Source organism: Polynucleobacter sp. 86C-FISCH (assembly GCF_018882415.1).
Classification (GTDB): domain Bacteria; phylum Pseudomonadota; class Gammaproteobacteria; order Burkholderiales; family Burkholderiaceae; genus Polynucleobacter.
In genome coordinates this window covers 464026-487309 of record NZ_JACVOL010000001.1, presented here as the reverse complement: position 1 = coordinate 487309, position 23284 = coordinate 464026, and the positions used below count along the sequence as shown (strand labels likewise).

General features: G+C 46.3%; 20 protein-coding genes, 1 other RNA gene and 1 pseudogene. 18 read left to right on the top strand and 4 right to left on the bottom strand.

The annotated features are described in order from the left end of the window. Positions 1-25: 25 nt before the first annotated feature. From ICN10_RS02295 to ICN10_RS02265, 7 genes are all read left to right on the top strand, one after another. Positions 26-1039 (top strand): tripartite tricarboxylate transporter substrate binding protein, encoded by a 1014-nt coding sequence (locus ICN10_RS02295; protein ID WP_216212106.1) that lies wholly within the window; start codon positions 26-28, stop codon positions 1037-1039. Positions 1040-1061: 22 nt separating this feature from the next. After that, complete coding sequence (locus ICN10_RS02290; RefSeq protein WP_216212105.1) at positions 1062-1613, top strand: carboxymuconolactone decarboxylase family protein; 552 nt, start codon at positions 1062-1064, stop codon at positions 1611-1613. A gap of 21 nt (positions 1614-1634) precedes the next feature. Next, positions 1635-2489 (top strand): pirin family protein, encoded by an 855-nt coding sequence (locus ICN10_RS02285; protein WP_216212102.1) that lies wholly within the window; start codon positions 1635-1637, stop codon positions 2487-2489. Continuing rightward, entirely contained in the window at positions 2490-3662 is a 1173-nt protein-coding gene (locus ICN10_RS02280) for a methyltransferase (protein ID WP_216212099.1), read from the top strand. A 286-nt stretch (positions 3663-3948) separates the two neighbouring features. Then, on the top strand, positions 3949-4383 hold the full coding sequence (locus tag ICN10_RS10200; RefSeq protein ID WP_370626187.1) for an energy transducer TonB: 435 nt from the start codon (positions 3949-3951) through the stop codon (positions 4381-4383). 3 nt (positions 4384-4386) lie between these two features. Further along, entirely contained in the window at positions 4387-4566 is a 180-nt protein-coding gene (gene hemP, locus ICN10_RS02270; protein WP_216212094.1) for a hemin uptake protein HemP, read from the top strand. An 84-nt stretch (positions 4567-4650) separates the two neighbouring features. Further along, complete coding sequence (locus ICN10_RS02265; protein WP_216212092.1) at positions 4651-6729, top strand: TonB-dependent receptor domain-containing protein; 2079 nt, start codon at positions 4651-4653, stop codon at positions 6727-6729. 77 nt (positions 6730-6806) lie between these two features. Here ICN10_RS02265 and ssrA read toward each other — a convergent pair. The 4 genes from ssrA to ompA form a co-directional block, all read right to left on the bottom strand. Further along, positions 6807-7165, bottom strand: a transfer-messenger RNA (tmRNA) gene (gene ssrA, locus ICN10_RS02260). Positions 7166-7225: 60 nt separating this feature from the next. Further along, positions 7226-7906, bottom strand: a complete 681-nt coding sequence (locus ICN10_RS02255; RefSeq protein WP_216212089.1) for an HAD family hydrolase — start codon at positions 7904-7906, stop codon at positions 7226-7228. 8 nt (positions 7907-7914) lie between these two features. Next, positions 7915-8604 (bottom strand): bifunctional 2-polyprenyl-6-hydroxyphenol methylase/3-demethylubiquinol 3-O-methyltransferase UbiG, encoded by a 690-nt coding sequence (ubiG, locus tag ICN10_RS02250; RefSeq protein ID WP_216212088.1) that lies wholly within the window; start codon positions 8602-8604, stop codon positions 7915-7917. A 96-nt stretch (positions 8605-8700) separates the two neighbouring features. After that, positions 8701-9267, bottom strand: coding sequence for an outer membrane protein OmpA (gene ompA, locus ICN10_RS02245; protein ID WP_216212084.1), 567 nt, complete (start codon positions 9265-9267; stop codon positions 8701-8703). A gap of 159 nt (positions 9268-9426) precedes the next feature. Here ompA and gyrA point away from each other — a divergent pair, with 159 nt between their 5' ends. The 11 genes and pseudogenes from gyrA to ICN10_RS02190 all read left to right on the top strand — a co-directional run bounded on the left by gyrA (position 9427) and on the right by ICN10_RS02190 (position 23280). After that, positions 9427-12135: a DNA gyrase subunit A gene (gene gyrA, locus ICN10_RS02240; protein ID WP_216212083.1), complete on the top strand. Its 2709-nt coding sequence runs from the start codon at positions 9427-9429 to the stop codon at positions 12133-12135. Between the two features lie 26 nt (positions 12136-12161). Further along, a complete protein-coding gene (serC, locus tag ICN10_RS02235) occupies positions 12162-13259 on the top strand; it encodes a 3-phosphoserine/phosphohydroxythreonine transaminase (RefSeq protein WP_216212080.1) in 1098 nt (365 codons plus the stop codon). Then, complete coding sequence (gene pheA / locus ICN10_RS02230; RefSeq protein WP_216212077.1) at positions 13259-14338, top strand: prephenate dehydratase; 1080 nt, start codon at positions 13259-13261, stop codon at positions 14336-14338. Before serC ends, pheA begins: the two co-directional genes overlap by 1 nt. A 53-nt stretch (positions 14339-14391) precedes the next feature. Continuing rightward, entirely contained in the window at positions 14392-15510 is a 1119-nt protein-coding gene (hisC, locus tag ICN10_RS02225; protein WP_216212074.1) for a histidinol-phosphate transaminase, read from the top strand. 15 nt (positions 15511-15525) lie between these two features. After that, the gene (locus tag ICN10_RS02220; RefSeq protein WP_216212071.1) at positions 15526-16407 is read left to right on the top strand and encodes a prephenate dehydrogenase/arogenate dehydrogenase family protein; all 882 of its coding nucleotides are present in this window, start codon (positions 15526-15528) and stop codon (positions 16405-16407) included. Between the two features lie 8 nt (positions 16408-16415). Further along, complete coding sequence (gene aroA, locus ICN10_RS02215; RefSeq protein WP_216215111.1) at positions 16416-17735, top strand: 3-phosphoshikimate 1-carboxyvinyltransferase; 1320 nt, start codon at positions 16416-16418, stop codon at positions 17733-17735. A gap of 14 nt (positions 17736-17749) precedes the next feature. Further along, positions 17750-18412, top strand: a complete 663-nt coding sequence (cmk, locus tag ICN10_RS02210) for a (d)CMP kinase (protein WP_216212069.1) — start codon at positions 17750-17752, stop codon at positions 18410-18412. A 143-nt stretch (positions 18413-18555) separates the two neighbouring features. Continuing rightward, positions 18556-20229: a 30S ribosomal protein S1 gene (gene rpsA, locus ICN10_RS02205; RefSeq protein ID WP_068324328.1), complete on the top strand. Its 1674-nt coding sequence runs from the start codon at positions 18556-18558 to the stop codon at positions 20227-20229. A 52-nt stretch (positions 20230-20281) separates the two neighbouring features. After that, a pseudogene (locus tag ICN10_RS02200) lies at positions 20282-20620 on the top strand (integration host factor subunit beta); the annotation flags it as partial. A gap of 66 nt (positions 20621-20686) precedes the next feature. Next, the gene (gene lapB / locus ICN10_RS02195; protein WP_216212067.1) at positions 20687-21898 is read left to right on the top strand and encodes a lipopolysaccharide assembly protein LapB; all 1212 of its coding nucleotides are present in this window, start codon (positions 20687-20689) and stop codon (positions 21896-21898) included. Positions 21899-21915: 17 nt separating this feature from the next. After that, complete coding sequence (locus tag ICN10_RS02190; RefSeq protein WP_216212064.1) at positions 21916-23280, top strand: UDP-glucose/GDP-mannose dehydrogenase family protein; 1365 nt, start codon at positions 21916-21918, stop codon at positions 23278-23280. The last annotated feature ends 4 nt before the right edge of the window (positions 23281-23284 follow it).

Sequence of the window (23284 nt, the reverse complement as noted above, 5' to 3'; positions counted from 1 at the left end):
GGTCTTATTTACAGGAGACAAATCCATGCTGGATTTAGCAAAAACGGCCAAAAGAGCCTTTAAAAACATCTTTTTAAGCACATTAATGACTTTAGGCTTTAGTGGTTTTGTATGTGCCCAATCTGCGGGAGTAGGCGCTTGGCCTACCCAAAAGCCAATTCGTTTAATTGCCGTATTCCCTCCAGGCGGCTCGGTTGATCAGGTTGCCCGTGTACTAGCACCCGCTTTGCAGGCAGAGCTCAAGCAAAACGTCATTGTTGAGAATATTGGTGGCGCCTCTGGAGTAATTGGTACGTCCGCAATGACTCGTTCTGATGCAGACGGCTATACCTTTGCGGTGGTGTTCGATACGCACGGCGTGAACCCCAGTCTCAAAGACAAGCTTCCCTACGACACGATTAAAGATATTGCACCTGTAGTATTGATTGGTACGTCACCAATGGTGTTAGTAGCCAGTAAAAAATCTGGCATTACTAGCTTCAAGCAATTAGTGGATCTTTCTAAGTCAGGTAAGCAATTTAGCTATGGCTCTATCGGCATTGGTAGCTTGGGTCATTTAGCAATGGCTCGTTTAGCAAAACAGGCTGGCTTTGATTGGAACCACATTCCGTATCGTGGCGGCGGTCCGTTGATGCAAGATGCTTTAGGTGGTCAGGTAGAGCTAGCAGTAGGCTCAGAATTTTTAGTGAAGCCACACGTCGACAGCGGTGGTGTTATTCCTTTGGTTATCACTACTGCCAAGAGATCGCCTTCCTTGCCTAATGTGCCAACGATTTCTGAGAGTGGCTTCCCTGGATTTAGTGCGCCTGCATGGTGGGCAGTATTAGCCCCTGGTAAAACTCCACCAGCAGTAGTGGATGCGATGAATAAGGCTTTAAACAAGGCGTTGAAAACTCCTGCTGTTGCTGAGAAATTCAAGGCTCAAGGCATTCAAATTGTTGGTGGCACACCTGAAGCTGCGCAAGAGTTTATTGGCAAGCAAATTGGTATTTGGGGTAAGTTCGTCATTGAAAACAATATTAAAGAAACTGCTCAGTAAGCAGTATTCATAAGAGGGATTTATGTCAGAACGTTTAATTCCGTATCAGCCAATGGATTTGGCTGAACCAGCTGAGTTGGTAGATGCTATACGCAAAAGACGTGGTGGTCAGTTTATTAATCTAGACCGCATGCTTTTGCATAGCATTCCGATTGCAGAAGGCTGGAATCATTTTATTGGTGAGATTCGGAATAATTTATCTTTAGATCCCAAGTTGCGTGAATTAGCTATGTGTGGCGTGGCGGTGCTCAATGGTGCCGAGTATGAATTCTTTCACCATGCACCACCTTTCAAAAAGGCGGGTGGTACGGAGGAGCAGGTACAAGGCTTGCGCCTCATTGGGCAATCCAATTTCCCAAAAGAGTTGTATTCGCCAGTAGAAAACGATGCTGCTGAACTCACTTTTCAAATGACGCGCAACATCAAGGTAGATCCTGAATTGATGAAGCGTTTACAAAAGGCGTTAGGAAGTACCGATACGGTAGAGTTGGTAACGGTCATCGCCGCTTACAACATGGTGTCCCGCTTCTTAATCGCGCTAGACGTCAATCCTGAAGATCATCCACCTGCTTAAAAGAAATATAAGCCTTAGAACATGATCCGCAATATTCAAACCATTATTCCTGGCATTGCTACTTCTGATGGCGCGGGTGTGAAATTGCGCCGTAGTCTTGGTGGGCAGAATCAAGTGAGGCTAGACCCTTTTTTGATGCTCGATGAATTTTCTTCAAACGATCCGAACGATTACGTAGCAGGCTTTCCGGCCCATCCGCATCGTGGATTTGAGACGGTGACATATATGCTTGAAGGTCATATGCTGCATGAAGATCATTTGGGAAATCAAGGCCATCTTAAGACTGGTGGAGTTCAGTGGATGACAGCAGGGCGCGGCATCATTCATTCTGAGATGCCACAACAGGTTAGCGGTGCCATGCGTGGCTTTCAGCTGTGGATCAACTTGCCCGCCAAAGAAAAGATGAAGCCGGCAGGGTACAAAGATATTCAGGTTGAAGATATCCCTAAGGTTGTTTTAGAAAGTGGTGGCTCAGTGAAGGTCATTGCTGGCGCCTACAGCCACGAAGGAAATGAAATTCAAGGTCCGATTCAGGGAATTACTACGGCCCCATTATTTTTGGATGTGCATTTGCCGTCTAATGCTGAATTTGAGCACCGCATTCCTAAAGAGCTAAATGCATTTGTTTATGTTTACGAAGGCGATCTAGAAATTGGTGGCCCCATGAGATCCGTTCCAAAGCAGGCTGCTATTGTTCTCGGAGATGGTGATCGTTTAAAGGCGAAGGCAGGAGCAGCTGGCGCGCAATTTATTGTCTTGGCTGCCTTGCCACTTCATGAGCCCATCGTTCAATACGGTCCCTTTGTTATGAATACCCGTGCCGAGATTGAGCAGGCTATTGATGATTATCAAAATAACCGTTTTGTGGTTTCCTAGGTGACCTCATCAACAACTCTTCAGTGGGAAGATGGCGGACAAGTCCATAGCGCCAAGTGGCACTCTGAAAATGGTATTGCTCCCCATAAAAAGATTCAGATCGCAGACGACACTCTGACTGCTGATATTGCTTATCGTTTGGCTTGTGAAGGCACGGCAATGCTATACAAGGGCGACTTTCAGAATGCCCGACAGCTTTTGCAGGCTTTGGTGCGCAGAGTGGACAAGCCTTCCAAGAAATCCTCTAGAGCTGATCGAGTTGCAAAAGAGAAAACCAAAGGCCCCTTAGATACGTTTAATCTTCACCGCCTTGCTCAATCACAGCGTGCCCGTATTTTGGGGATGGTATTGATTCCAGTAAATGCAGATCACAGCATCTCTTTAAGACGTGCTCCAGATGTCACCCAAGCTTGTCTTGAAGCATATGGTGAGCAGACTGAGCCTTATGTCATTTCCCTTCGTGAACTGCTCGGCGTCATTAGCGCCCATGAATGGCGCAAAACGGGCGTGCAAGTTCTTACTAGAGATGATGAAGAAGTTCGCATTCATCCGCACTATGGCGTGTTCTCGCCTGTACGCGGTGAGTACATTGAGTTGGTATTAAAGACTCCGCTACCAGCCGCCATCAAGAAAAATTCAACTGCTTTCGATATTGGCGCGGGCACTGGTGTGCTTGCGGTTGTATTGGCTTTGCGAGGAATTCAGAAGATTGTTTCAACGGATTTAGACGACAGAGCGATCGCATGCGCACAAGAAAACATTGAGCGTCTAGATTTGCAATCTCAAATTGATGTTCTCAAGACTGATTTATTTCCATCGGGCAAGGCGGCGCTCATTGTTTGCAATCCGCCATGGCTGCCAGCTAGGCCAAGCTCTTCTCTCGAGCACGCGGTATATGACCCCGAGAGCCAAATGTTAAAAGGCTTTTTGTGTAATTTAAAGAATCATTTGCTTGATGACGGTGAGAGTTGGTTAATTCTGTCTGACTTGGCTGAGCATTTGGGTTTGAGATCGAGAGATGAACTTCTTCAATGGATTGAGCAGGCAAACTTAAAAGTTCTCGCACGCATTGATACCAAGCCAACGCATCATAAGGCGTTTGATCAAACAGATGCATTACATGCAGCGCGCTCTAAAGAAGTAACTTCACTTTGGCGTTTAGCGCTGAAGTAGTAACACAACAATAGCCCTACGAACCCCGTCCCCATTGGGATTGTGGTTGTTTATCAAATGCATCATCCTTAAAATGTTTGTAAAGAGTCCGTAGTTACTGAAAGTTATGTCAGTTCAGCTACCCACTGTTTTCTTGTTTAACTTTTAAGGAAGTCATTTTCTCTGTAGTTTTCCACCTAGAAATACTTTGATTATTTCAGGTGTAGTCACAATCCATCTTTTGGCTTTCCTATTCTTTTCACCTTCATCTCTTGAGGGTGAAAGATCGCACACTTCAGAATCCATAATGGTGAATTTAGTCAATCTACGCACACATCAACCCAGTCAGCGTAAAGAAACGTCAATGGCTAAAACAACCGCAATTACTTCCACAGAAAATCTCAACCCCAGGCCCTCTGAGGAATCTTCTGTAAGCAGTAGCGAAAGAGGGGGTGGTCACTCCTTGAGCTTAATTCCTAGACACGTTCTACATAACCCCAAGCCCATATATCCCTTGTTAAGTAGAAAACTCAGGGAGCAGGGTTTGGTGATGATTAAGTTGTGCGTTAACCAGGGTGGTTTTGTAGATGAGGCCAGTGTCTCCAGGAGTTCAGGATTTCAGAGCTTAGATAGGTCGGCGCTCGCTACTTTGTCGCAATGGAGATTTCTGCCGCTTTCTTCAGCTTTCAATCAATCTTCGCAGTGTTTTCAGGCCCCAGTTCACTTTAGCCTGGAGGGATAGCGCTTGACCAATTACAAAACCGTAGATTTAGACTTGAAATACATTCGTTCAGCCGAGATTTCCCCAAAGACTGTTTCAAGTGAAGCTCTGCTTGGTCAAGGCAAGCAAATGTTTATTACGCATGACGGACACACTTATCAATTGCGCATTACTAAATTGGGAAAACTCATTCTGACGAAGTAAAAATGAAATAGCTTACTAGCCAGCAAGAGCATCTTCATATGCATATAGCCAGCGATTTTTTGTTGTTATCACTGGAGATGGTATATGAAGCATCAAGATGTTTTGCGTTATCAAAACAGGCTCGCCTGGTTTTCATCAATAGCATTGTTGTGTGGGAGCGCTTTTTCAAGCTGGGTAAAAGCTCAAGATATTGAATTACCCAGAATAGATATTGTTGGTCGTGAGCAAAATGCCTCTAGCAAAATTCCTGGGACAGTCGATGTGATTGATCAAAAGAGGATGGAGGAGTTGCAGCCTCAATCATTACAGGATGTATTGAGGACGGTTCCTGGCGTTAATATTCGCGGGGATGAGGGTGGGTTTGGCGCCATTCCGAATATTGGTATACGAGGCTTGAATCCCAGTCGCAGCTCTAAAGTGCTGCTACTAGAGGACGGCGCACCAATTCAACCTAGCCTATTTATTTCCAATGCTTCTTATTACAGCCCTCCAGTTGAGCGCATTGGTGGGATTGAGGTATTAAAGGGGGCATCAGGTCTTCAGTATGGCCCCTCAAATATTGGTGGGGTAATTAACTACCTTACCAAAACACCATCACAAGGTTTTAAGTTAACCGGTAAGGTTGGTAACTATGGGTATCGTTTGGCGGAGATAGAGGCCGGAGGTAAATCATCCACAAATGGTGCAATTGGCGGAATTAACTTGATTCAGTCAGAGTCCAGCGGGTATCAAGTAAATGGTTTTAAGATGTACGACATCTTAATGAAGGGCGGCATTGAGATTGCGCAGAATCAGTGGCTAAGCGTCAAGTACACCCATTACGATAACAACATCAATACGTCCTATGTGGGTCTGCGCCCCACCCAATACATCAATCGCACTAAAGATAACCCAGCGCCAAACGATCGTTTTATTACCCAAAGAAATGCTGTGGATATCAACCACTCTTTAGAAATTGATTCAGATACCAAAATCAATACATTGATGTATTGGAGCAAGTTATCTCGAGACTATTGGCGACAAAGTATTGTGAAACGCACTCAAGATGCCACGATTTTTAAGGCTTGTAATGTGGGCGCCGACTGTTTAGTTGGTCGTAATCGAGAGTTTCAAATGTTGGGTATAGATTCTCGAATAAATCATGCGTATAAGGCTTTGGGAATTGCCAATGAGGCAGAGTTTGGAGTGCGTTTGCACACTGAATCTCAAATTAATCAGTTGGTGAGCTCAAAAGCATTAGCGTATTCAGGGCGAGTTTCGCTTCATGAGGACAATAAGGCTAACTCGATTGCCTTGTATGGCCAGAATCGATTTCTGTTGACGGATAACTTCGCTTTAATTCCAGGGGTGCGCGTTGAAAGCTATAACCAAACCCGCGCAAATGTGATCACTGGTAAATCGGGTGCCGCCAAGAATGTGGAAACCATTCCGCAAATTGGAGCAACCTGGCAGCTCATACCGCAAGCGCAAGCCTACGGCAGTATTTACAAAGGATTTGCACCAGCTCAATTGGCTACGGCGATTGACGATAAGGGGGTTGATCAGCAGCTGGCACCAGAGCGCTCCACTAATATGGAATTAGGACTGCGTGGACGATCGGGCGCGTTTTCTTATGACTCTGCCATCTTTAGCATGAACTTTAGCAATCAAATTGTGAACCAAAGTTTGGCTGCGGGAATTTCTAAAGCTAACGGGGGCAAGAGTTTGCATCAAGGTGCTGAGGCATCCCTGGGTTATGAGTTGGGTCATGGTTGGGCTATCAACGCTAACGCTACCTACATACCGGTTGCAAAGTTTGTTGGGACGAATTCTTTGGGGCGTGATGGTAATCGCATTCCTTATACCCCCAAGCTCACATCCAACTTTGGCGTGAGTTATGAAAAGAATGGTTTCAATACTTTGGTTAGCCTGAACTATGTTTCCAATCAATACGCTGACTCAGCAAATACTGTTGTTCCAAATGCTATTGGAACTTTAGGCGAGGTGCCTGCCTTTACGACAGTCAATTGGAGTGCTAACTATGTCATTAATAAAGATTGGAAAGTATTTGGAGTAATCAATAACGTATTTGATAAGCGCTACATTTCTAGTCGCAGTCCGGATGGCATTTTTGCTGGAGCACCACTCAACTTTCAGGCTGGCATGAGTTATCAGTTTAATTAATGCATCCCATTAATTCATTTTGAGGAAAGCAAAACGCCACCTTGGTAGGTGGCGTTTGTTTGTTACAGACTTCAAATTGGTGGAACCGGCGGGAATCGAACCCGCGTCCGCAAATCCTCCACAACAAGTTCTACATACTTAGTCATATCATTTGATTTAATCAGTTAAGCACGGATTGACACGTTCTTTGCTGACGATTCACTAAATTTTCGAATCATTCCCCGTGACATGAAATGACCTTATCTCTTGTATATGACCCTGATCTAGCTTGCGCTAGCTGACCCAAGAGAGAATCAGTTCAGGGGCAACCGCAATTAAGCGGCTAGTGCGAAACGTTCGTCGTTTGCAGTTAAAACATTCCCATTGATTTACGAGATAACGGGTCCTCGGTATGCCCTTGATGCTTTGTAATCCACGTCGAAACCATGTCGGTCCCAGATTGCATGCATTGGAACTTCCTATTTTAAAGCCGCTAGCTTTAAATTGTTGAATATCTTTAGTCCCTGTTGGGAAAGATGATTTGCAACAAATCGAGGGGGTTGTTGGCGATGTAATCCGCCCCCCAGGCCTCTGGAGGTTCTTTACAGCCGCAGTAGCCATAAGCGGCAGCCACGGTCTTCATTCCAGCAGCTTTGCCTGCCAAAACGTCTCTAATATCGTCCCCAACATAAATTGATTTGCTTGGATCGATGTTGCTAATTCTGGCTGCGTGGAGAATCGGCTCTGGATGCGGCTTTGAGTAAGGGGTGGTGTCCCCAGAAACAGTAGAAACAGCTCTCTGACGTAGACCCATGAGATCGGTTAGCGGGTTAGTAAAGCGCTCACTTTTGTTGGTGATGATTCCCCAGGGCAGGCTCACAGCATCCATTTGATCCAATAAATGATCAATTCCATCAAATAGCTTGCTATCAACCAGCAGGGCTTTTTCATAATTACTGAAAAACTCATCACGAAGTGCAACAAAATCCTCGTGATCTGGGCTGATCCCAAAGGCGCCCTCAAGTAAGCCACGAGCTCCGGCTGAGGCATAGGGACGCAGAAACTCATATGGTTTAGGAGTGAGGTTACGGGCAACTAACAATTTGTTGGTTGCTGCAACCAAATCTGGGGCGGTATCCGCTAGCGTGCCATCTAGATCAAAAAAGATGCCTTCATAGGGGCTGAAAAGCTTGCTCATCTATCGGATTACTTTCTAACGGCGATCATATAGTTCACATCTACGTCATCACCTAGGCTATAAACCTGAGTCAGCGGGTTGTAGCTCAATCCTTTGATGCCAGCCATCTCCAGGCCTGCATGACGGGTAAACGCAACCAACTCAGAAGGCTTGATGAATTTAGCGTATTCGTGAGTGCCTTTAGGAAGTAGTTTAAGAATATATTCAGCGCCAATAATCGCAAATAAGTAGGACTTAGGGCTGCGATTGAGGGTGCTAAAAAATAATGTGCCCCCAGGTTTGCAGAGTTTGGCGCAAGCACGGACTACAGATGCTGGATCAGGTACGTGCTCAAGCATTTCCATGCAGGTCACTACGTCGTATTGTTCCGGTTGCTCTTCTGCAAGTGCTTCTGCAGAGATAGAGCGATATGTGAGGTTTGCACCCACTTCAAGTGCATGTAACTCGGCTACTTTGAGAGCCTTTTCAGATAAATCAATGCCTGTTGTATCTGCACCTGATTGTGAAATCGACTCTGCCAATATGCCGCCGCCGCAACCAATATCAACCACTTTTTTGCCGTCCAAATCAACAAATGACTTAATCCAATTCAATCGCAAAGGATTAATAGCATGCAGGGGTTTGAATTCGCTATTAGGATCCCACCAGCGATGGGCTAGGGCGCTAAATTTGGCGATTTCTGACTGGTCGACGTTCATATGGATTGCTTATCTGTAAGGCTATAGGAGAAGTTCATGAATATAGCGGAAATAAAAAAGCCCGCTATAAGCGGGCTTTTTTACAAGTAAAGTGAATTACTTAGCTGCTGTACCAACAACTTCGATGTCAGTACGGCGGTTCTTAGCGCGGCCTTCAGCAGTTGCATTTGATGCAACTGGATTGCTCTTGCCTTTAGATTCTGTGTAGATACGGCTACCGTCAACACCCTTGCTTACCAAGTATGTCTTAACGGATTGCGCACGACGCTGACCGAGGGCCATGTTGTATGCATCTGTACCAACGCTATCAGTGTTACCAACAGCAATAATTACTTCTAACTTGATCTTGCTCAAATCTTTAGCGATCTTGTCCAAAGTAGCTTTACCTTCTGGCTTCAAGTCAGACTTGTTGAAGTCATAAAGTGTGTCAGCTTGCAAAGTGATTTTGCTTTGGCTAACGCCAGAAGCGGCTTTAGGAGCCAATGCACCGTCACAACCTTTAGCTGCAGTAGCAGGTGTCCAGTTGTTATCGCGCCAGCACAATGTGCCATCGCCGTTTTTCCAATTCAAGCCAGAGCTGTTTTCCCAGTTATCAGATGCAATTGCTGCAGAAGCAGAAACAGTGATAACAGAAGCCAGCAACACTTTTAGGGTTTTGTTCATTTTTAGTCCTCAAAAATCTCTTTTTTAATTAAAGTCAAACTTAAATGTAATTCGCCCTACCTTGATGCAAAAACTGCAAAGCGACACATCTCAATTTCGTACAAACTGACAGAATCTTAGCATAGGGCCTACCTGTCATCAAAATGATATTATTTCCAGATGGAACAAGCCGCTAAAGAAACACTACCAATATCCCTCGAAGACGAAATGCGGCGGTCCTATTTGGACTACGCAATGAGTGTCATCGTCGGCAGAGCCCTGCCAGACGTGCGTGATGGCCTCAAACCGGTTCACCGCCGGGTCTTATTCGCGATGTATGAATTAAACAACGATTGGAACCGAGCTTACAAAAAATCTGCCCGTATAGTTGGCGATGTAATCGGTAAATACCATCCGCACGGTGATTCTGCGGTGTATGACACGATCGTTCGAATGGCCCAGGACTTCTCTCTGCGCTATATGCTGGTTGACGGGCAGGGTAACTTTGGCTCCGTAGACGGCGATAACGCTGCTGCGATGCGGTATACCGAGATTCGCCTCCGCAAGATCGCCCATGAGCTTTTGGCCGATTTGGACAAGGAAACGGTCGATTTTGGGCCAAATTACGACGGTAGCGAGAAAGAACCCCTGATTCTGCCTGCCAAAGTACCTAATTTGCTCATAAATGGCAGTTCTGGCATTGCAGTGGGTATGGCGACCAATATCCCTCCCCATAACCTGGATGAGGTGGTTACAGCCTGTCTGCACGTGCTTCACAACCCAGAATGCACGATTGATGAGCTCATTGAGATCATTCCAGCCCCCGATTTCCCTACTGCCGGCATCATTTATGGCGTTCAAGGGGTGCGCGAGGGCTATCGCACTGGCCGTGGCCGTGTGGTTATGCGTGCAAAGACTCACTTCGAAGATTTGGATAAGGGCGCGCGTCAAGCCATCATCGTTGACGAATTGCCATACCAAGTTAATAAAAAGAACTTGCTCGAGCGCATTGCCGAGTTAGTGAACGAGAAAAAAGTTGAAGGCATTTCTGATTTGCGTGATGAATCAGATAAATCAGGTATGCGTGTTGTGATTGAGTTGAAGCGCGGCGAAGTGCCTGAGGTCGTTCTCAATAATTTGTATAAGAGCACTCAACTGCAAGATAACTTCGGTATGAACATGGTGGCATTGGTAGATAACCAACCACGCTTGTTGAACTTGAAGCAAATGCTTGAGTACTTCTTGCAGCATCGTCGTGAAGTAGTTACACGTCGTACGATTTTTGAATTACGCAAAGCGCGCGATCGCGGTCACGTCTTAGAAGGTTTGGCAGTTGCATTAGCAAACATCGATGAGTTCATCGCGATCATCAAAGCTGCTGCGAACCCAGTGATTGCTAAGCAAGAGTTGATGGGCAAAGCATGGGATTCATCGATGGTGCGTGAGATGTTGGCACGTGCTGAGACTGATACGCCAGGCGGCCGCAACGCTTATCGCCCAGAAGGATTGTTGCCTGAGTACGGTATGCAAACTACGGGCTTATATCGTTTATCAGATAGCCAAGCGCAAGAAATTTTGCAGATGCGTTTGCAACGTTTGACTGGTCTTGAGCAAGATAAGATTGTTAACGAATACAAAGAAGTGATGGCAGAGATTTCTGACTTGCTCGATTTGTTAGCGAAGCCAGAGCGTGTAACTCAAGTGATTGAAACTGAATTAAAAGAAGTTCAATCTGAGTTTGGTATTGCTGGTGGCGATACTGGTCGTCGTTCATTTATTGAAATGAATGCAACCGAACTCTTCACTGAAGATTTGATTACACCGCAAGATTTGGTAGTGACACTTTCAAATACTGGTTATATGAAGAGTCAGCCGCTGAGTGAATACCGTGCGCAAAAACGTGGTGGACGCGGTAAGCAAGCTGCAGCTACAAAGAACGAAGATTGGATCGAAACACTCTTCGTGGCGAATACGCACGATACGATCTTGTGCTTCTCCGATCGTGGCCGCATGTATTGGCTCAAGGTCTGGGAAGTTCCGCAAGGAAGTCGCACTTCCCGCGGCAAGCCTATCGTCAATATGTTCCCGCTGATTGAAGGCGAGAAGATTACGGTGATTCTGCCAATTAAGGGCTACCAAGACGATCAGTATGTATTTATGGCTACTAGCCTGGGTACTGTGAAGAAGACGCGCTTGTCTGACTTCTCCAACCCACGTAAGGCCGGCATTATTGCTGTCGACTTGAATGAGAACGACTTCTTAGTTGGCGCTGCCATTACAGATGGTCAACACGACGTGATGTTGTTCTCTGACGCTGGTAAAGCAGTGCGCTTTGATGAGAATGATGTTCGTCCAATGGGTCGTACTGCACGCGGTGTGCGTGGTATGAACCTTGGTGAAGGACATCAAGTGATTGCGATGTTAGTTGCTCCAGCGGAGGCTGCAGAAGGTGTTGAAGCGGCCGTAGTTGATGCAAACGGCATTGCGATTCCAAGCAGCGTGTTGACGGCTACAGAGAATGGTTACGGCAAACGTACACCAATCGCTGAATACACCCGTCATGGTCGTGGCACTAAAGGCATGATTGCCATTCAGACTTCGGAGCGTAACGGCAAAGTTGTAGCAGCCGCACTGGTTTCTCCAGAAGATCAAATCATGTTGATCACTACTGGCGGTGTCTTGGTGCGTACACGTGTTTCCGAAATCCGTGAGATGGGTCGCGCTACACAAGGCGTGACTTTGATTAACGTGGATGAAGGTACTCGTTTGTCTGGCTTGCAACGCATTGCTGAAAGCGACACTGATGATGACGCTGATGATGCAGAAGAAGGCGATGCCACTGCGGATCCAGCAACCGACTCTACTGACGACACGGCAGGTGACGCTTAAGCGTCACCTTTAGGCTCGACCACATCATGACTTTTGACCGCCGCATTTTTAATTTCGCTGCGGGGCCTGCTACTTTGCCTGAAGAGGTGTTGAAGCAGGCTGCCGATGAAATGCTGAACTGGCGTGGACTCGGAACGAGCGTGATGGAAATTAGCCATCGCAGCAAAGAGTTCATGGAGGTGTATGAAGAAGTCATTCAAGACCTTCGTACGCTCATGAATATCCCTGACTCTTATGAGATCTTGCTCTTGCAGGGCGGTGGTCTTGGTCAAAATGCAGCGATTCCCATGAACCTCATGCCATTGGCTAAGAATGGCCCTAAAGCAGATTTCTTGGTAACCGGTGTTTGGTCAGAAAAATCCTATAAAGAAGCGCAAAAATATGGCACAGCAAATTTAGCTGCGTCCTCTGCTGCAGAAAAATTTAATACGATTCCTGCCAGATCTACTTGGCAACTATCAAGTGATGCAGCTTATGTGCATTACTGCGCGAATGAAACTATTGGCGGCGTAGAGTTTCCAGATGTGCCGGATGTCGGCGATATCCCACTGGTTGCCGATATCTCTAGCAACATTCTGTCTAAAGAGATGGATGTGAATAAGTGCGCCGTTTGGTTTGGTGGAGCACAAAAGAATATTGGCCCCTCTGGTGTCACGATTGTGATTGTGCGCAAAGATTTAATTGGTCACAGCATGGGCATCACCCCAACGATTTGGGATTGGGCAGTGCAAACCAATACACAGTCCATGATTAACACCCCGCCTACATTCTCCATCTACATGGCTGGCTTAGGCTTTAAGTGGTTGCTCAAGCAAGGCGGCGTGAAGGCAATTGAAAAACGCAATCAAGAAAAAGCGGAATTGCTCTATAACTTTTTAGATCAAAGCAGTCTGTATGAAAATCGCGTCACAAAAGAATATCGCTCACGCATGAACGTGACTTTCTTCTTAAAAGATGAGAATCTAAACGCAGAGTTTTTAGCCCAATCAAATGCAGCTGGTTTAGTTGCCTTGCGTGGTCATAAAGCTGCGGGCGGCATGCGTGCAAGCATTTATAACGCTATGCCTATTGAAGGTGTAAAAGCCTTGGTTGAATTTATGCGTGATTTTGAAAGGCGGGCTTAATGAGTACTGAAGAGCAGCGTTTAGCTCCCTTGCGCGAAAAAATTGACGCACTCGATGCGCAGATATTAGATTTACTGACTCAGCGTGCAAAAGCTGCGCAAGAAGTTGGTCATGTCAAAGGTGGATTCGCTTCACCAGTCTTCCGTCCTGAGCGTGAGCGCCAAGTGGTAGCGCGTTTACAAGAAATCAATAAGGGTCCTTTACTTCCAGATGGCATCGCTGCTATTTGGCGTGAGGTGATGTCAGCTTGTAGGGCTTTAGAAGCCCGCCAAACAATTGCTTACCTTGGTCCAGTCGGAACATTTTCTGAACAGGCTGCACAAACGTATTTCGGTCACTCCATTGCTGGTTTGCCATGCGCAAGTTTGGATGAAGTATTTAAGTCAGTAGAGAAGGGCGCGGCGCAATTTGGTGTTGTCCCTGTAGAAAACTCTAGCGAAGGTGCGATTTCTCGCACATTAGATTTGTTGCTTGATTCATCAATGCGCATTAGCGGGGAAGTTGTTTTGCCAATTCGCCATCATCTTTTAACGAAGAGTGGCAATTTAGATGGCGTAACAACAGTGTGTGCGCATGCTCAGGCTTTGGCCCAATGCCAACAGTGGTTAAGTGTTCATGCCCCACAACTTAAGCGTCAGGCGGTAAGTAGCAATGCCGAGGCAGCGCGCATGGCAGCTGCAGATCCAACGTTAGCTGCCATTGCAGGTGATCCTGCGCAAGAAGCTTATGGTCTTCAAGCTGTGGCTGCGCAAATTCAGGATGATCCTCATAACCGTACCCGTTTCGTTGTGGTGGGTAACTATGCATGTCAATCAACCGGCAAAGATCAAACTTCCTTGGTTCTTTCTGTAGATAACCAGCCTGGCGCAGTACATCGTCTATTAGCGCCTTTGGCCAAGCATGGTGTTTCGATGAATCGCTTTGAATCACGCCCTGCACGCAAAGGCACTTGGGAATATCACTTCTACATTGATATTGCTGGTCATGCTGATGATGACAAGGTAGTGAAGGCGCTCGAAGAGTTGAAAGGTGTTGCTGCTTTCTATAAGAATCTCGGTTCTTATCCACACTCTGCGTGATTCACCTCAACAATAGATAAAACAATTAGCAATTAAAAATTAGCAAAACTCGAATGACATCTAAGATTGGCTTAAAACATATTCATGCGATTGCCCCTTACGTTGGCGGGCGGCCAATTAGTGAAGTTGCACGTGAATATGGTCTGGATGAAAGCAAGATTGTGAAATTAGCCTCCAATGAAAATCCATTGGGTATGCCTAAATCAGCACAAGATGCCATGCTTAAAGCAGCTAGTGATTTAGGGCGCTATCCGGATTCCAATGGCTTTGAGCTTAAGAATGTTCTTGCCGCACGCCTTGGTGTTCCAACAGATTGGATTACGTTAGGAAATGGCAGTAACGACATTTTGGAATTAGCTGCGCGTGCAGTGGCTCAAGCTGGTGATGAGGTTATTTTTTCTAAACATGCTTTTGCTGTTTACCCTCTTGCCACTCAAGCTGTTGGCGCAAAGGCTGTTGAAGTTGCAGCTACTGCTATTTATGGACATGACTTGCCGGCAATGTTGGCTGCTATTAAGTCATCTGGCGATAAAGCAAAACTTGTTTTTGTAGCCAATCCAAATAATCCTACAGGCAGCTATTTGCCTGCCAAGGAGATTGAAGACTTTTTAGCGGCAGTGTCATCCAATGTGGTGGTGGTGCTTGATGAGGCCTATAACGAGTATCTCAGTCCAGAGCAGCGCTACGATGCGATTGCTTGGGTAAAGCGTTTCCCAAATATGATTTTGTCGCGCAGTTTTTCAAAAGCCTATGGCTTGGCCGGCTTACGGATTGGTTATGGGGTTGCTCAACCGCATTTGACTGATCTGCTTAATCGTATTCGTCAACCATTTAACGTGAATAGCCTGGCTCAAGCTGCAGCGATTGCCGCTTTTCAAGATAAAGAATTCTTGCAACAAGGTTTTGAGTTAAACCGTGCTGGCTATGCTCAACTGACTTCGGCATTTGATGGATTGGGTCTGAAGTATTTGCCATCCGCTGGGAATTTTGTCCTGGTGAAGGTGGGTGATGATGATCAAGCGGGTGCGCGCATCAATTTAGCCTTACTCAAACGCGGCATCATTGTTCGTCCAGTGGGTAACTATGGATTGCCGCAGTGGTTGAGAATCTCGATTGGCTTGCCTGAAGAGAATGCTGCCTTCATCGATGCCTTAAAAGCAATCTTGGCTTAAGAATAAAAAATACTCATGACCATCATTAATCCAGCTAGCAATTACGGCACTGTCACCATTGTTGGTGTTGGTTTAATTGGCGCTTCATTAGGTTTGGCTTTAAAAAAAGCGGGTGTTGTTACTAAAGTGCTTGGTGTTGGTCGCAGCAAAGAAAACTTAGATCAAGCGCAAAAGATGGGTGCGATTGATGGTGTGGTGGACTTGGTTGAGGCCGCCAAGCAATCTGATGTGATTGTGCTTTGTGTACCGGTAGCGCAAATGCGTGCTGCCTTTGAGGTGCTTGAGCCACATCTTGAGCCACGCACGATGATTACCGATGCTGGTAGCACTAAAGGTGATGTGATTTTGGCTGCCAAAGAAGTGTTGGGTAAAAAGGCGTGCCAATTTGTGCCGGCGCATCCGATTGCCGGTGGCGCACAGCATGGTGCTGCAGCAGCTAAGGCTGATTTATTTCAGGGTAAGCAAACTATTATTTGTCCGCTGCAAGAAAACTCACCTGAAGATTCAGCTTTAATTACTGGCTTCTGGGAGTCCGTCGGCTCCGAAGTGAAGAAGATTGGCGTTGTACAGCACGATGCGATTTATGCGGCTGTATCTCACCTCCCGCATATTCTGTCTTATGCATTGATGGCTAGCGTTGTGAACTCTGAAGATGCCGATCAAAAATTAAGTCATGTTGGCGCCGGCTTTAAAGACTTCACTCGTATTGCAGCTTCAAGCCCAGAAATGTGGCGTGATATTTGCTTGGGCAATCGCACTGCAATCCTAAAAGAGCTGGATCAGTATTTACTCATCGTGAACCATTTACGTAAACTCGTTGCAGAAAATGATGGCGCTGGTTTAGAGAAATTATTCAACAAGGCGAGCAAAGCACGTCAAGACTTGGACGCACTTTAATGAGCGGTTTGCCAGACATTACTATTGGGCCATTTAAGCGAGCGCAAGGTTCGATTGTGTTGCCGGGCTCAAAGAGCATCTCAAATCGAGCGCTCTTGTTGGCCGCTCTCTCATCCGGAACTACCACTCTCAAGAATTTATTGGATGCTGATGACACGCAGGTGATGCGTAATGCCTTGCGCCAGCTCGGCCTCTCTGTGATCGATAAGGAGAATAAGGTTTGTGTGGTTGAGGGTTGTGGTGGTCAGTTTCCTGTGCGCGAAGCAGACCTCTTTATGGGCAATGCAGGCACTGCGATACGTCCACTGACTGCTGCTTTAGCAATGCAAGGCGGTAACTACCGTTTATCAGGTGTTGCACGTATGCATGAGAGGCCGATTCGTGATTTAGTAGATGGTTTGCGCCAAGTAGGCGCGAAGATCGAATACGAATTACAAGAAGGTTATCCACCGATTCAGATATCTGCAGCAGATATTCAGATTAAAGATGTCGTCAAAGTACGTGGTGATGTATCGAGTCAATTCTTAACCGCATTACTAATGGCTTTGCCGTTAGTGGCGAATGAACCGGTACGCATTGAAGTGATTGGCGAGTTAATTTCTCGTCCTTATATTGATATCACTCTGAAGTTAATGGCGCGCTTTGGCGTGATTGTTGCTTGCCCTGATATGCAATCTTTTGTTATTCCAGCAAAAACTTCAGACTCTGTTTACAAGAGCCCCGGCCAGCTATCCGTTGAGGGCGACGCATCTTCAGCCTCCTATTTCTTAGCCCTAGGCGCTATTGGTGGTGGGCCTGTAAAGGTCTTGGGCGTTGGCAAGGACAGTATCCAGGGTGATGTGGCTTTTGCCGATGCACTCGCTTTAATGGGTGCAAACATTAACGCTGGTGAAGACTGGATTGAAGTTGCTGGCGTGAAAAATGCCAATGGCAAACTCAATGGCATCACGATTGACTGCACAGAAATTCCAGATGCTGCAATGACATTAGCAGTAGCGGGATTGTTTGCAGAAGGACCAACGCGTTTAAACAACATTGCTAGCTGGCGCGTTAAAGAAACAGATCGTATTGCAGCAATGGCAAAAGAATTGAAAAAAGTTGGCGCTATTATTGAAGAGGGTGCTGACTATATTGTTGTGCAGGCACCACCCTCACAAAGTGATTGGAAGTCACCAAGCGAAGGTATTGATACCTACGATGACCATCGCATGGCGATGTGTTTCTCGTTGGCTGCGTTTGGCCCAAATGCACTCAAGATCAACGATCCAAATTGCGTAGCAAAAACTTTCCCAACGTATTTCGCAGAGTTTGCGAAAGTCGTGAGCTAACTCAAACCCTATTCATGAATCTTCCCCCTGTTATTGCAATTGATGGACCTACCGCCTCAGGCAAAGGTACGGTTGCCTCTCTTGTGGCGGAGCAGTTGGGATTTCATTATTTGGATAGTGGCGCACTTTATCGCTTGGTTGCCCTTGCCAGCGAAAAACAGGGAATTGATGTCAAAAATGGCCCAGAATTAGGCCTTTTAGTCTCTAAGTTATTGATTTCATTCAAAAATAGTCAAATATTCCTCAATGGTGAGGATGTAACGGACGCTATCCGCACAGAAACAATTGGCTTAAGAGCCTCTGCTTTAGCTGTTCATCCAGAGGTCAGATCAGCTTTAGTGGGTCTGCAACGCAGTTTTCGCCAATCTCCAGGTTTAGTGGCTGACGGCAGGGATATGGCAAGTGTCATATTCCCAGATGCAGTTTTGAAGGTTTTCTTGACTGCGACAGCTGCCGCCAGAGCCGAGCGTCGCTATAAGCAATTGATAGCTAAGGGAATTTCTGCTAAACTTGAGGACTTGCTGCAAGATTTGCAAGAGCGCGATGCCAGAGACAGTAGTCGAGGTGCCGCACCCTTGTTGGTTGCGGATGGTGCAAAAGTGCTTGAAACCTCAGATTTATCGATAGATCAAGCAGTTAAGGCGGTTTTGGATTGGTATCAATCTGCAATCGTCTAGTTTTGTAAGTAGTTGTAGTGAGCTGTAAGTAGTAGTTTTGGCGTCTGAAGAAACTCCACAACGCGACCTTTTCATTAGCGTGTTTCTTTGAGACTTTTTTAACCTAACCCGTCAGGCCTTCTGGCGGCACAAAGTGAATACACATGTCTGAATCATTTGCAGAACTATTTGAAGAATCATTAACCCGATCGAATATGAAGACCGGCCAAGTTATTTCGGCTGAAGTTCTTCGCATCGACCATAACTTCGTCGTTGTTAACGCTGGCTTAAAGTCTGAAGCGTTTATTCCTGTTGAAGAATTCCATAACGACGCTGGCGAGATTGAAGTAGCTCCTGGCGATTTCGTTTCTGTTGCTATTGACGCTCTAGAGAACGGCTATGGCGACACAATCCTTTCCCGTGATAAAGCTAAGCGCTTGGCATCATGGATGAACTTGGAAAAAGCTCTCGAGCAAGCTGAGATCGTTACCGGTACTGTTACAGGTAAGGTTAAAGGCGGCTTGACTGTAATGGTTAACGGTATCCGCGCATTCTTGCCTGGATCACTCGTTGATACACGTCCAATCAAAGACACCAGCCCTTACGAAGGTAAGACGATGGAGTTCAAGGTTATCAAGCTCGACCGTAAACGTAACAACGTAGTGTTGTCACGTCGTGCTGTTGTTGAAGCTAGCCAAGGTGAAGAGCGTGCTAAGTTGATGTCTAACCTTAAAGAAGGCGCAGTGGTTACTGGCCTCGTTAAGAACATCACTGATTACGGCGCATTCGTTGACCTCGGTGGTATCGATGGCCTCTTGCACATCACTGACTTGGCATGGCGTCGTGTGCGTCACCCAAGCGAGATGTTGACTGTTGGTCAAGAAGTTACCGCTAAGATTTTGAAGTTCGATCAAGAGAAGAACCGTGTTTCACTCGGCGTGAAGCAACTTGGTGATGATCCATGGGTGGGTATCGCTCGTCGTTACCCACCAAACACCCGTTTATTCGGTAAGGTAACTAACCTGACTGACTACGGCGCATTCGTTGAAATCGAATCTGGTATCGAAGGTTTGGTACACGTTTCTGAAATGGACTGGACTAACAAGAACGTTGCTCCAAGCAAAGCTACTGCATTAGGAACCGAAGTAGAAGTAATGGTTCTGGATATTGATGAAGACAAGCGTCGTATTAGCTTAGGCATCAAGCAGTGCAAAGCTAATCCATGGGAAGAGTTCTCACGTGCCCAACAAAAAGGCGATAAGTTAACTGGCGCAATCAAGTCTATTACTGACTTTGGTGTGTTCATTGGCTTGCCTGGCGGTATCGACGGTTTAGTTCACCTCTCAGACCTCTCATGGAATGAGCCAGGCGAAGAAGCTGTTAAGAAATACAAAAAAGGTGATGAAGTTGAAGCCACTGTATTGGCAATTGATGTTGAGAAAGAGCGTATCTCTCTCGGTATCAAGCAATTGTCTGGCGACCCATTCAACAACTACACATCTGTCAGCGACAAGGGTAGCCTCGTTACTGGTACTGTGAAAGCAGTTGATGCTAAGGGTGCAACTATTCACTTGGCTGATGAAGTTGAAGCTTACTTACGTGCTTCCGAGATCTCAACAGATCGCGTTGAAGATGCACGTAATGTATTGAAAGAAGGCGACAGCGTTACTGCAATGATCATCAACATTGATCGTAAGTCACGCGTTATCAATCTTTCAATCAAAGCAAAAGACAGCTCTGATCAACAAGATGCAATGAGCAAGCTCCAAGGTGATGCGCAGTCTGGCACAACCAATTTGGGTGCTTTGTTAAAAGCAAAATTGGATAATCAAGGCTAAATCAATATCGCCGCTTTCCACTAGGAGGGCGGCGATTTTTTATTGATAGATCATGACGGATCAAGAGCAACAAGCAATTACCCGCTCCGAACTAGTGGAGAGCCTTGCGGAACAGTTTCCGCAGCTTCTGCCTAGGGACGTGGAGTTGGCGGTAAAAACTTTGCTGGACACAATGACTCATGCTTTGGCTGAGGGCAAGCGTATCGAGCTGCGTGGCGTTGGGAGTTTTGTGCTTCATCATCGTCCCGCGCGCACTGGTCGCAATCCTAAGTCTGGTGAGAAAGTATTGATTCCAGAAAAACGCGTTCCACACTTTAAGCCTGGCAAAGAGTTGCGTGAACGAGTAGATTACAAGCCTTTGAAGCAGGCGGGCCCCAAAGAGGGTTCTGGTGCCTAAGATTCAGGCTAAACCTCAGTGGTCCATTCGGGCCATTTTTTTATTTAAATTCTGTACATCATGATTCAGATAGCTACCGCTTGGTTATTGCTTCTGCCGGTCATGTTTGGTATCGGTTGGTTGGCTGCACGCTGGGACTTGCGCCTTGAGAACCGTATGGACGAGCGTGAGCGTATGCGTCAGCAGCGCTCTACATTTAAAGGCTTAAGTCTTTTGCTCAATGAGCAGCCTGATCAAGCAATTGAAACGCTGGTCAAAATTGCACAATTAGATCCGGAAACAATTGAACTCCATTTTTCCTTAGGTAATTTATTCCGCCGCCGCGGTGAAACTGAGCGTGCGATCAAGGTCCACCAACATTTAGCCAATCGCGACGATCTAAAGCCGCGTGATCGTGATCATGCTGCCTATGAATTGGGCCGTGACTTTTTGCGCGCTGGCTTGCTTGATCGTGCCGAGGCATCGCTCAATCGTGTGGGTGCAGGTAAATATGCCGAGCCAGCAAAAGAGAGCTTGCTCGAGATGTATCAAATTGAGCATGATTGGAAAAAAGCCATCATCGCTGCAAGTGAGCTTGAAGGTCTGCAGGGTAAATCACACCATACTGAGATTGCGCAATTCCATTGCGAGCTAGGTCAAGAAGCATTGCGTCGTAAAGATTTGGTTGAGGCTGAGCAATCAATACAGCGTGCATTACAGGCTGTACCTAATCATGCTCGCGCTTTAATTTTGCAAGGCGATTATTTAATGGCCATGGATCGACCCACTCAAGCTATTGAGGCCTGGAGCATAGTCGCCAATTCTCACCCTGCGTACATGCATTTATTGGCGGACCGCTGGATGTTGGCGCATGCAGCCATTAATAAAGAGGGTGAAGGTTTAGATCGTCTTTGCGAGTTACTTAAAACTCAGGCAACTGGTGAGTTGCTCGACATTGTGCATAAGCACCTGATGAAAATTCGTGGTCCTCAAGCTGCAAATGCCATGTTGTCAGAAGTGATGCAGCATTCCCCAACTTTAATTGCTTTGTCAAAGTTAGCTGAAACCCGTCTTGCATTAGAAGAGGGCAGCGCTAATCCCGAGAGATTGTTAGAGCTTCAGTCAATTCTGAATCTATTGCGTCAGCGTACGACCAGTTTGGCTCGTTATACATGCGGTAACTGTGGCTTTAGAGCAAGAAGATTTTATTGGCAGTGTCCTGGATGCAATCATTGGGAAGCCTATTCCCCAAGACGTAGTGAAGGTGCTGCGCCAAGCGGTCCCTCGATGTAAAGAACTTTGGAGAGCAATTGAAAGTCACCATCATCGGTAGCGGTTACGTAGGTCTTGTCACTGGCGCCTGTTTAGCCGAGCAAGGCAATAACGTATTTTGCGTAGACGTCGATCCTAAGAAGATTGAGATCCTCAATTCTGGTGGCGTGCCGATTTATGAGCCAGGCCTTAAAGAAATGATTGAGCGCAATCGCGCTGCAGGTCGTTTGCAGTTCTCTACTGATATTGCTGCTTCAGTAGCACATGGTGATATTCAGTTCATCGCGGTAGGCACGCCTCCGGATGAAGATGGATCAGCTGATTTGCAATACGTTGTAGCAGCCGCGCGCAATATTGGTCGTCATATGACCACCCCTAAAGTCATTGTTGATAAATCGACTGTGCCAGTGGGTACGGCTGATAAGGTGCAAACCGCCATTACTGAAGAATTAGAAAAAAGAGGTTTATCTCCAGAGCTTTGTTCTGTAGTTTCTAATCCAGAGTTTCTCAAAGAAGGCGCTGCCGTAGAAGACTTCATGCGCCCAGACCGTATTGTGATCGGCACTGAATCGACTCCAGCTGGGATGCGCGCTAAAGAGCAGATGCGCAAGCTCTATGCCCCCTTTAATCGCCACCATGAGCGCACCTACTACATGGATGTCAAAAGTGCTGAGCTCACCAAATACGCCGCTAATGCAATGTTAGCAACCCGTATCTCCTTTATGAATGAGTTGGCTAACTTAGCAGACTTAGTGGGCGCCGATATCGAAGCAGTGCGTCAAGGTATTGGTTCAGACTCGCGCATTGGTTATGGCTTCCTATATTCAGGTACCGGCTATGGTGGATCCTGTTTCCCTAAAGACGTATCTGCCTTATCGAAAACTGCTAAAGAGCATGGCCGCGATCTCAAGATCTTGGATGCCGTAGAAGCGGTTAATGAATTGCAAAAATACATCTTGGTTGAGAAGATTGAAAAGCGCTTTGGCAAAGACCTTAAGGGTATGAAATTTGCACTCTGGGGCTTAGCTTTTAAACCCAATACCGACGATATGCGCGAAGCACCTAGTCGTGTAATTATTCAAGAACTAGTAAAGCGTGGCGCCCAAGTAGTGGCGCACGATCCTGTTGCAATGCCTGAAGCTAAGCATGCCCTGGAGGTTGACTTTATTAACAACCCAGAGGGTTGCAAGCAGGTATCGATGACTGAGAATCCTATGGCAGCCCTGGATGGTGCTGATGCCTTGATTATTGTCACTGAGTGGAAAGCCTTTAGAAGCCCAGACTTTGAGCAAGTGATGCAAAAGCTTAAGCGTCCGGTCATTTTTGATGGCCGTAATTTATATGAGCCAGCATCTATGCAAGAATTAGGTATTGAGTACTATGGTATCGGGCGACATAATTAAGTAG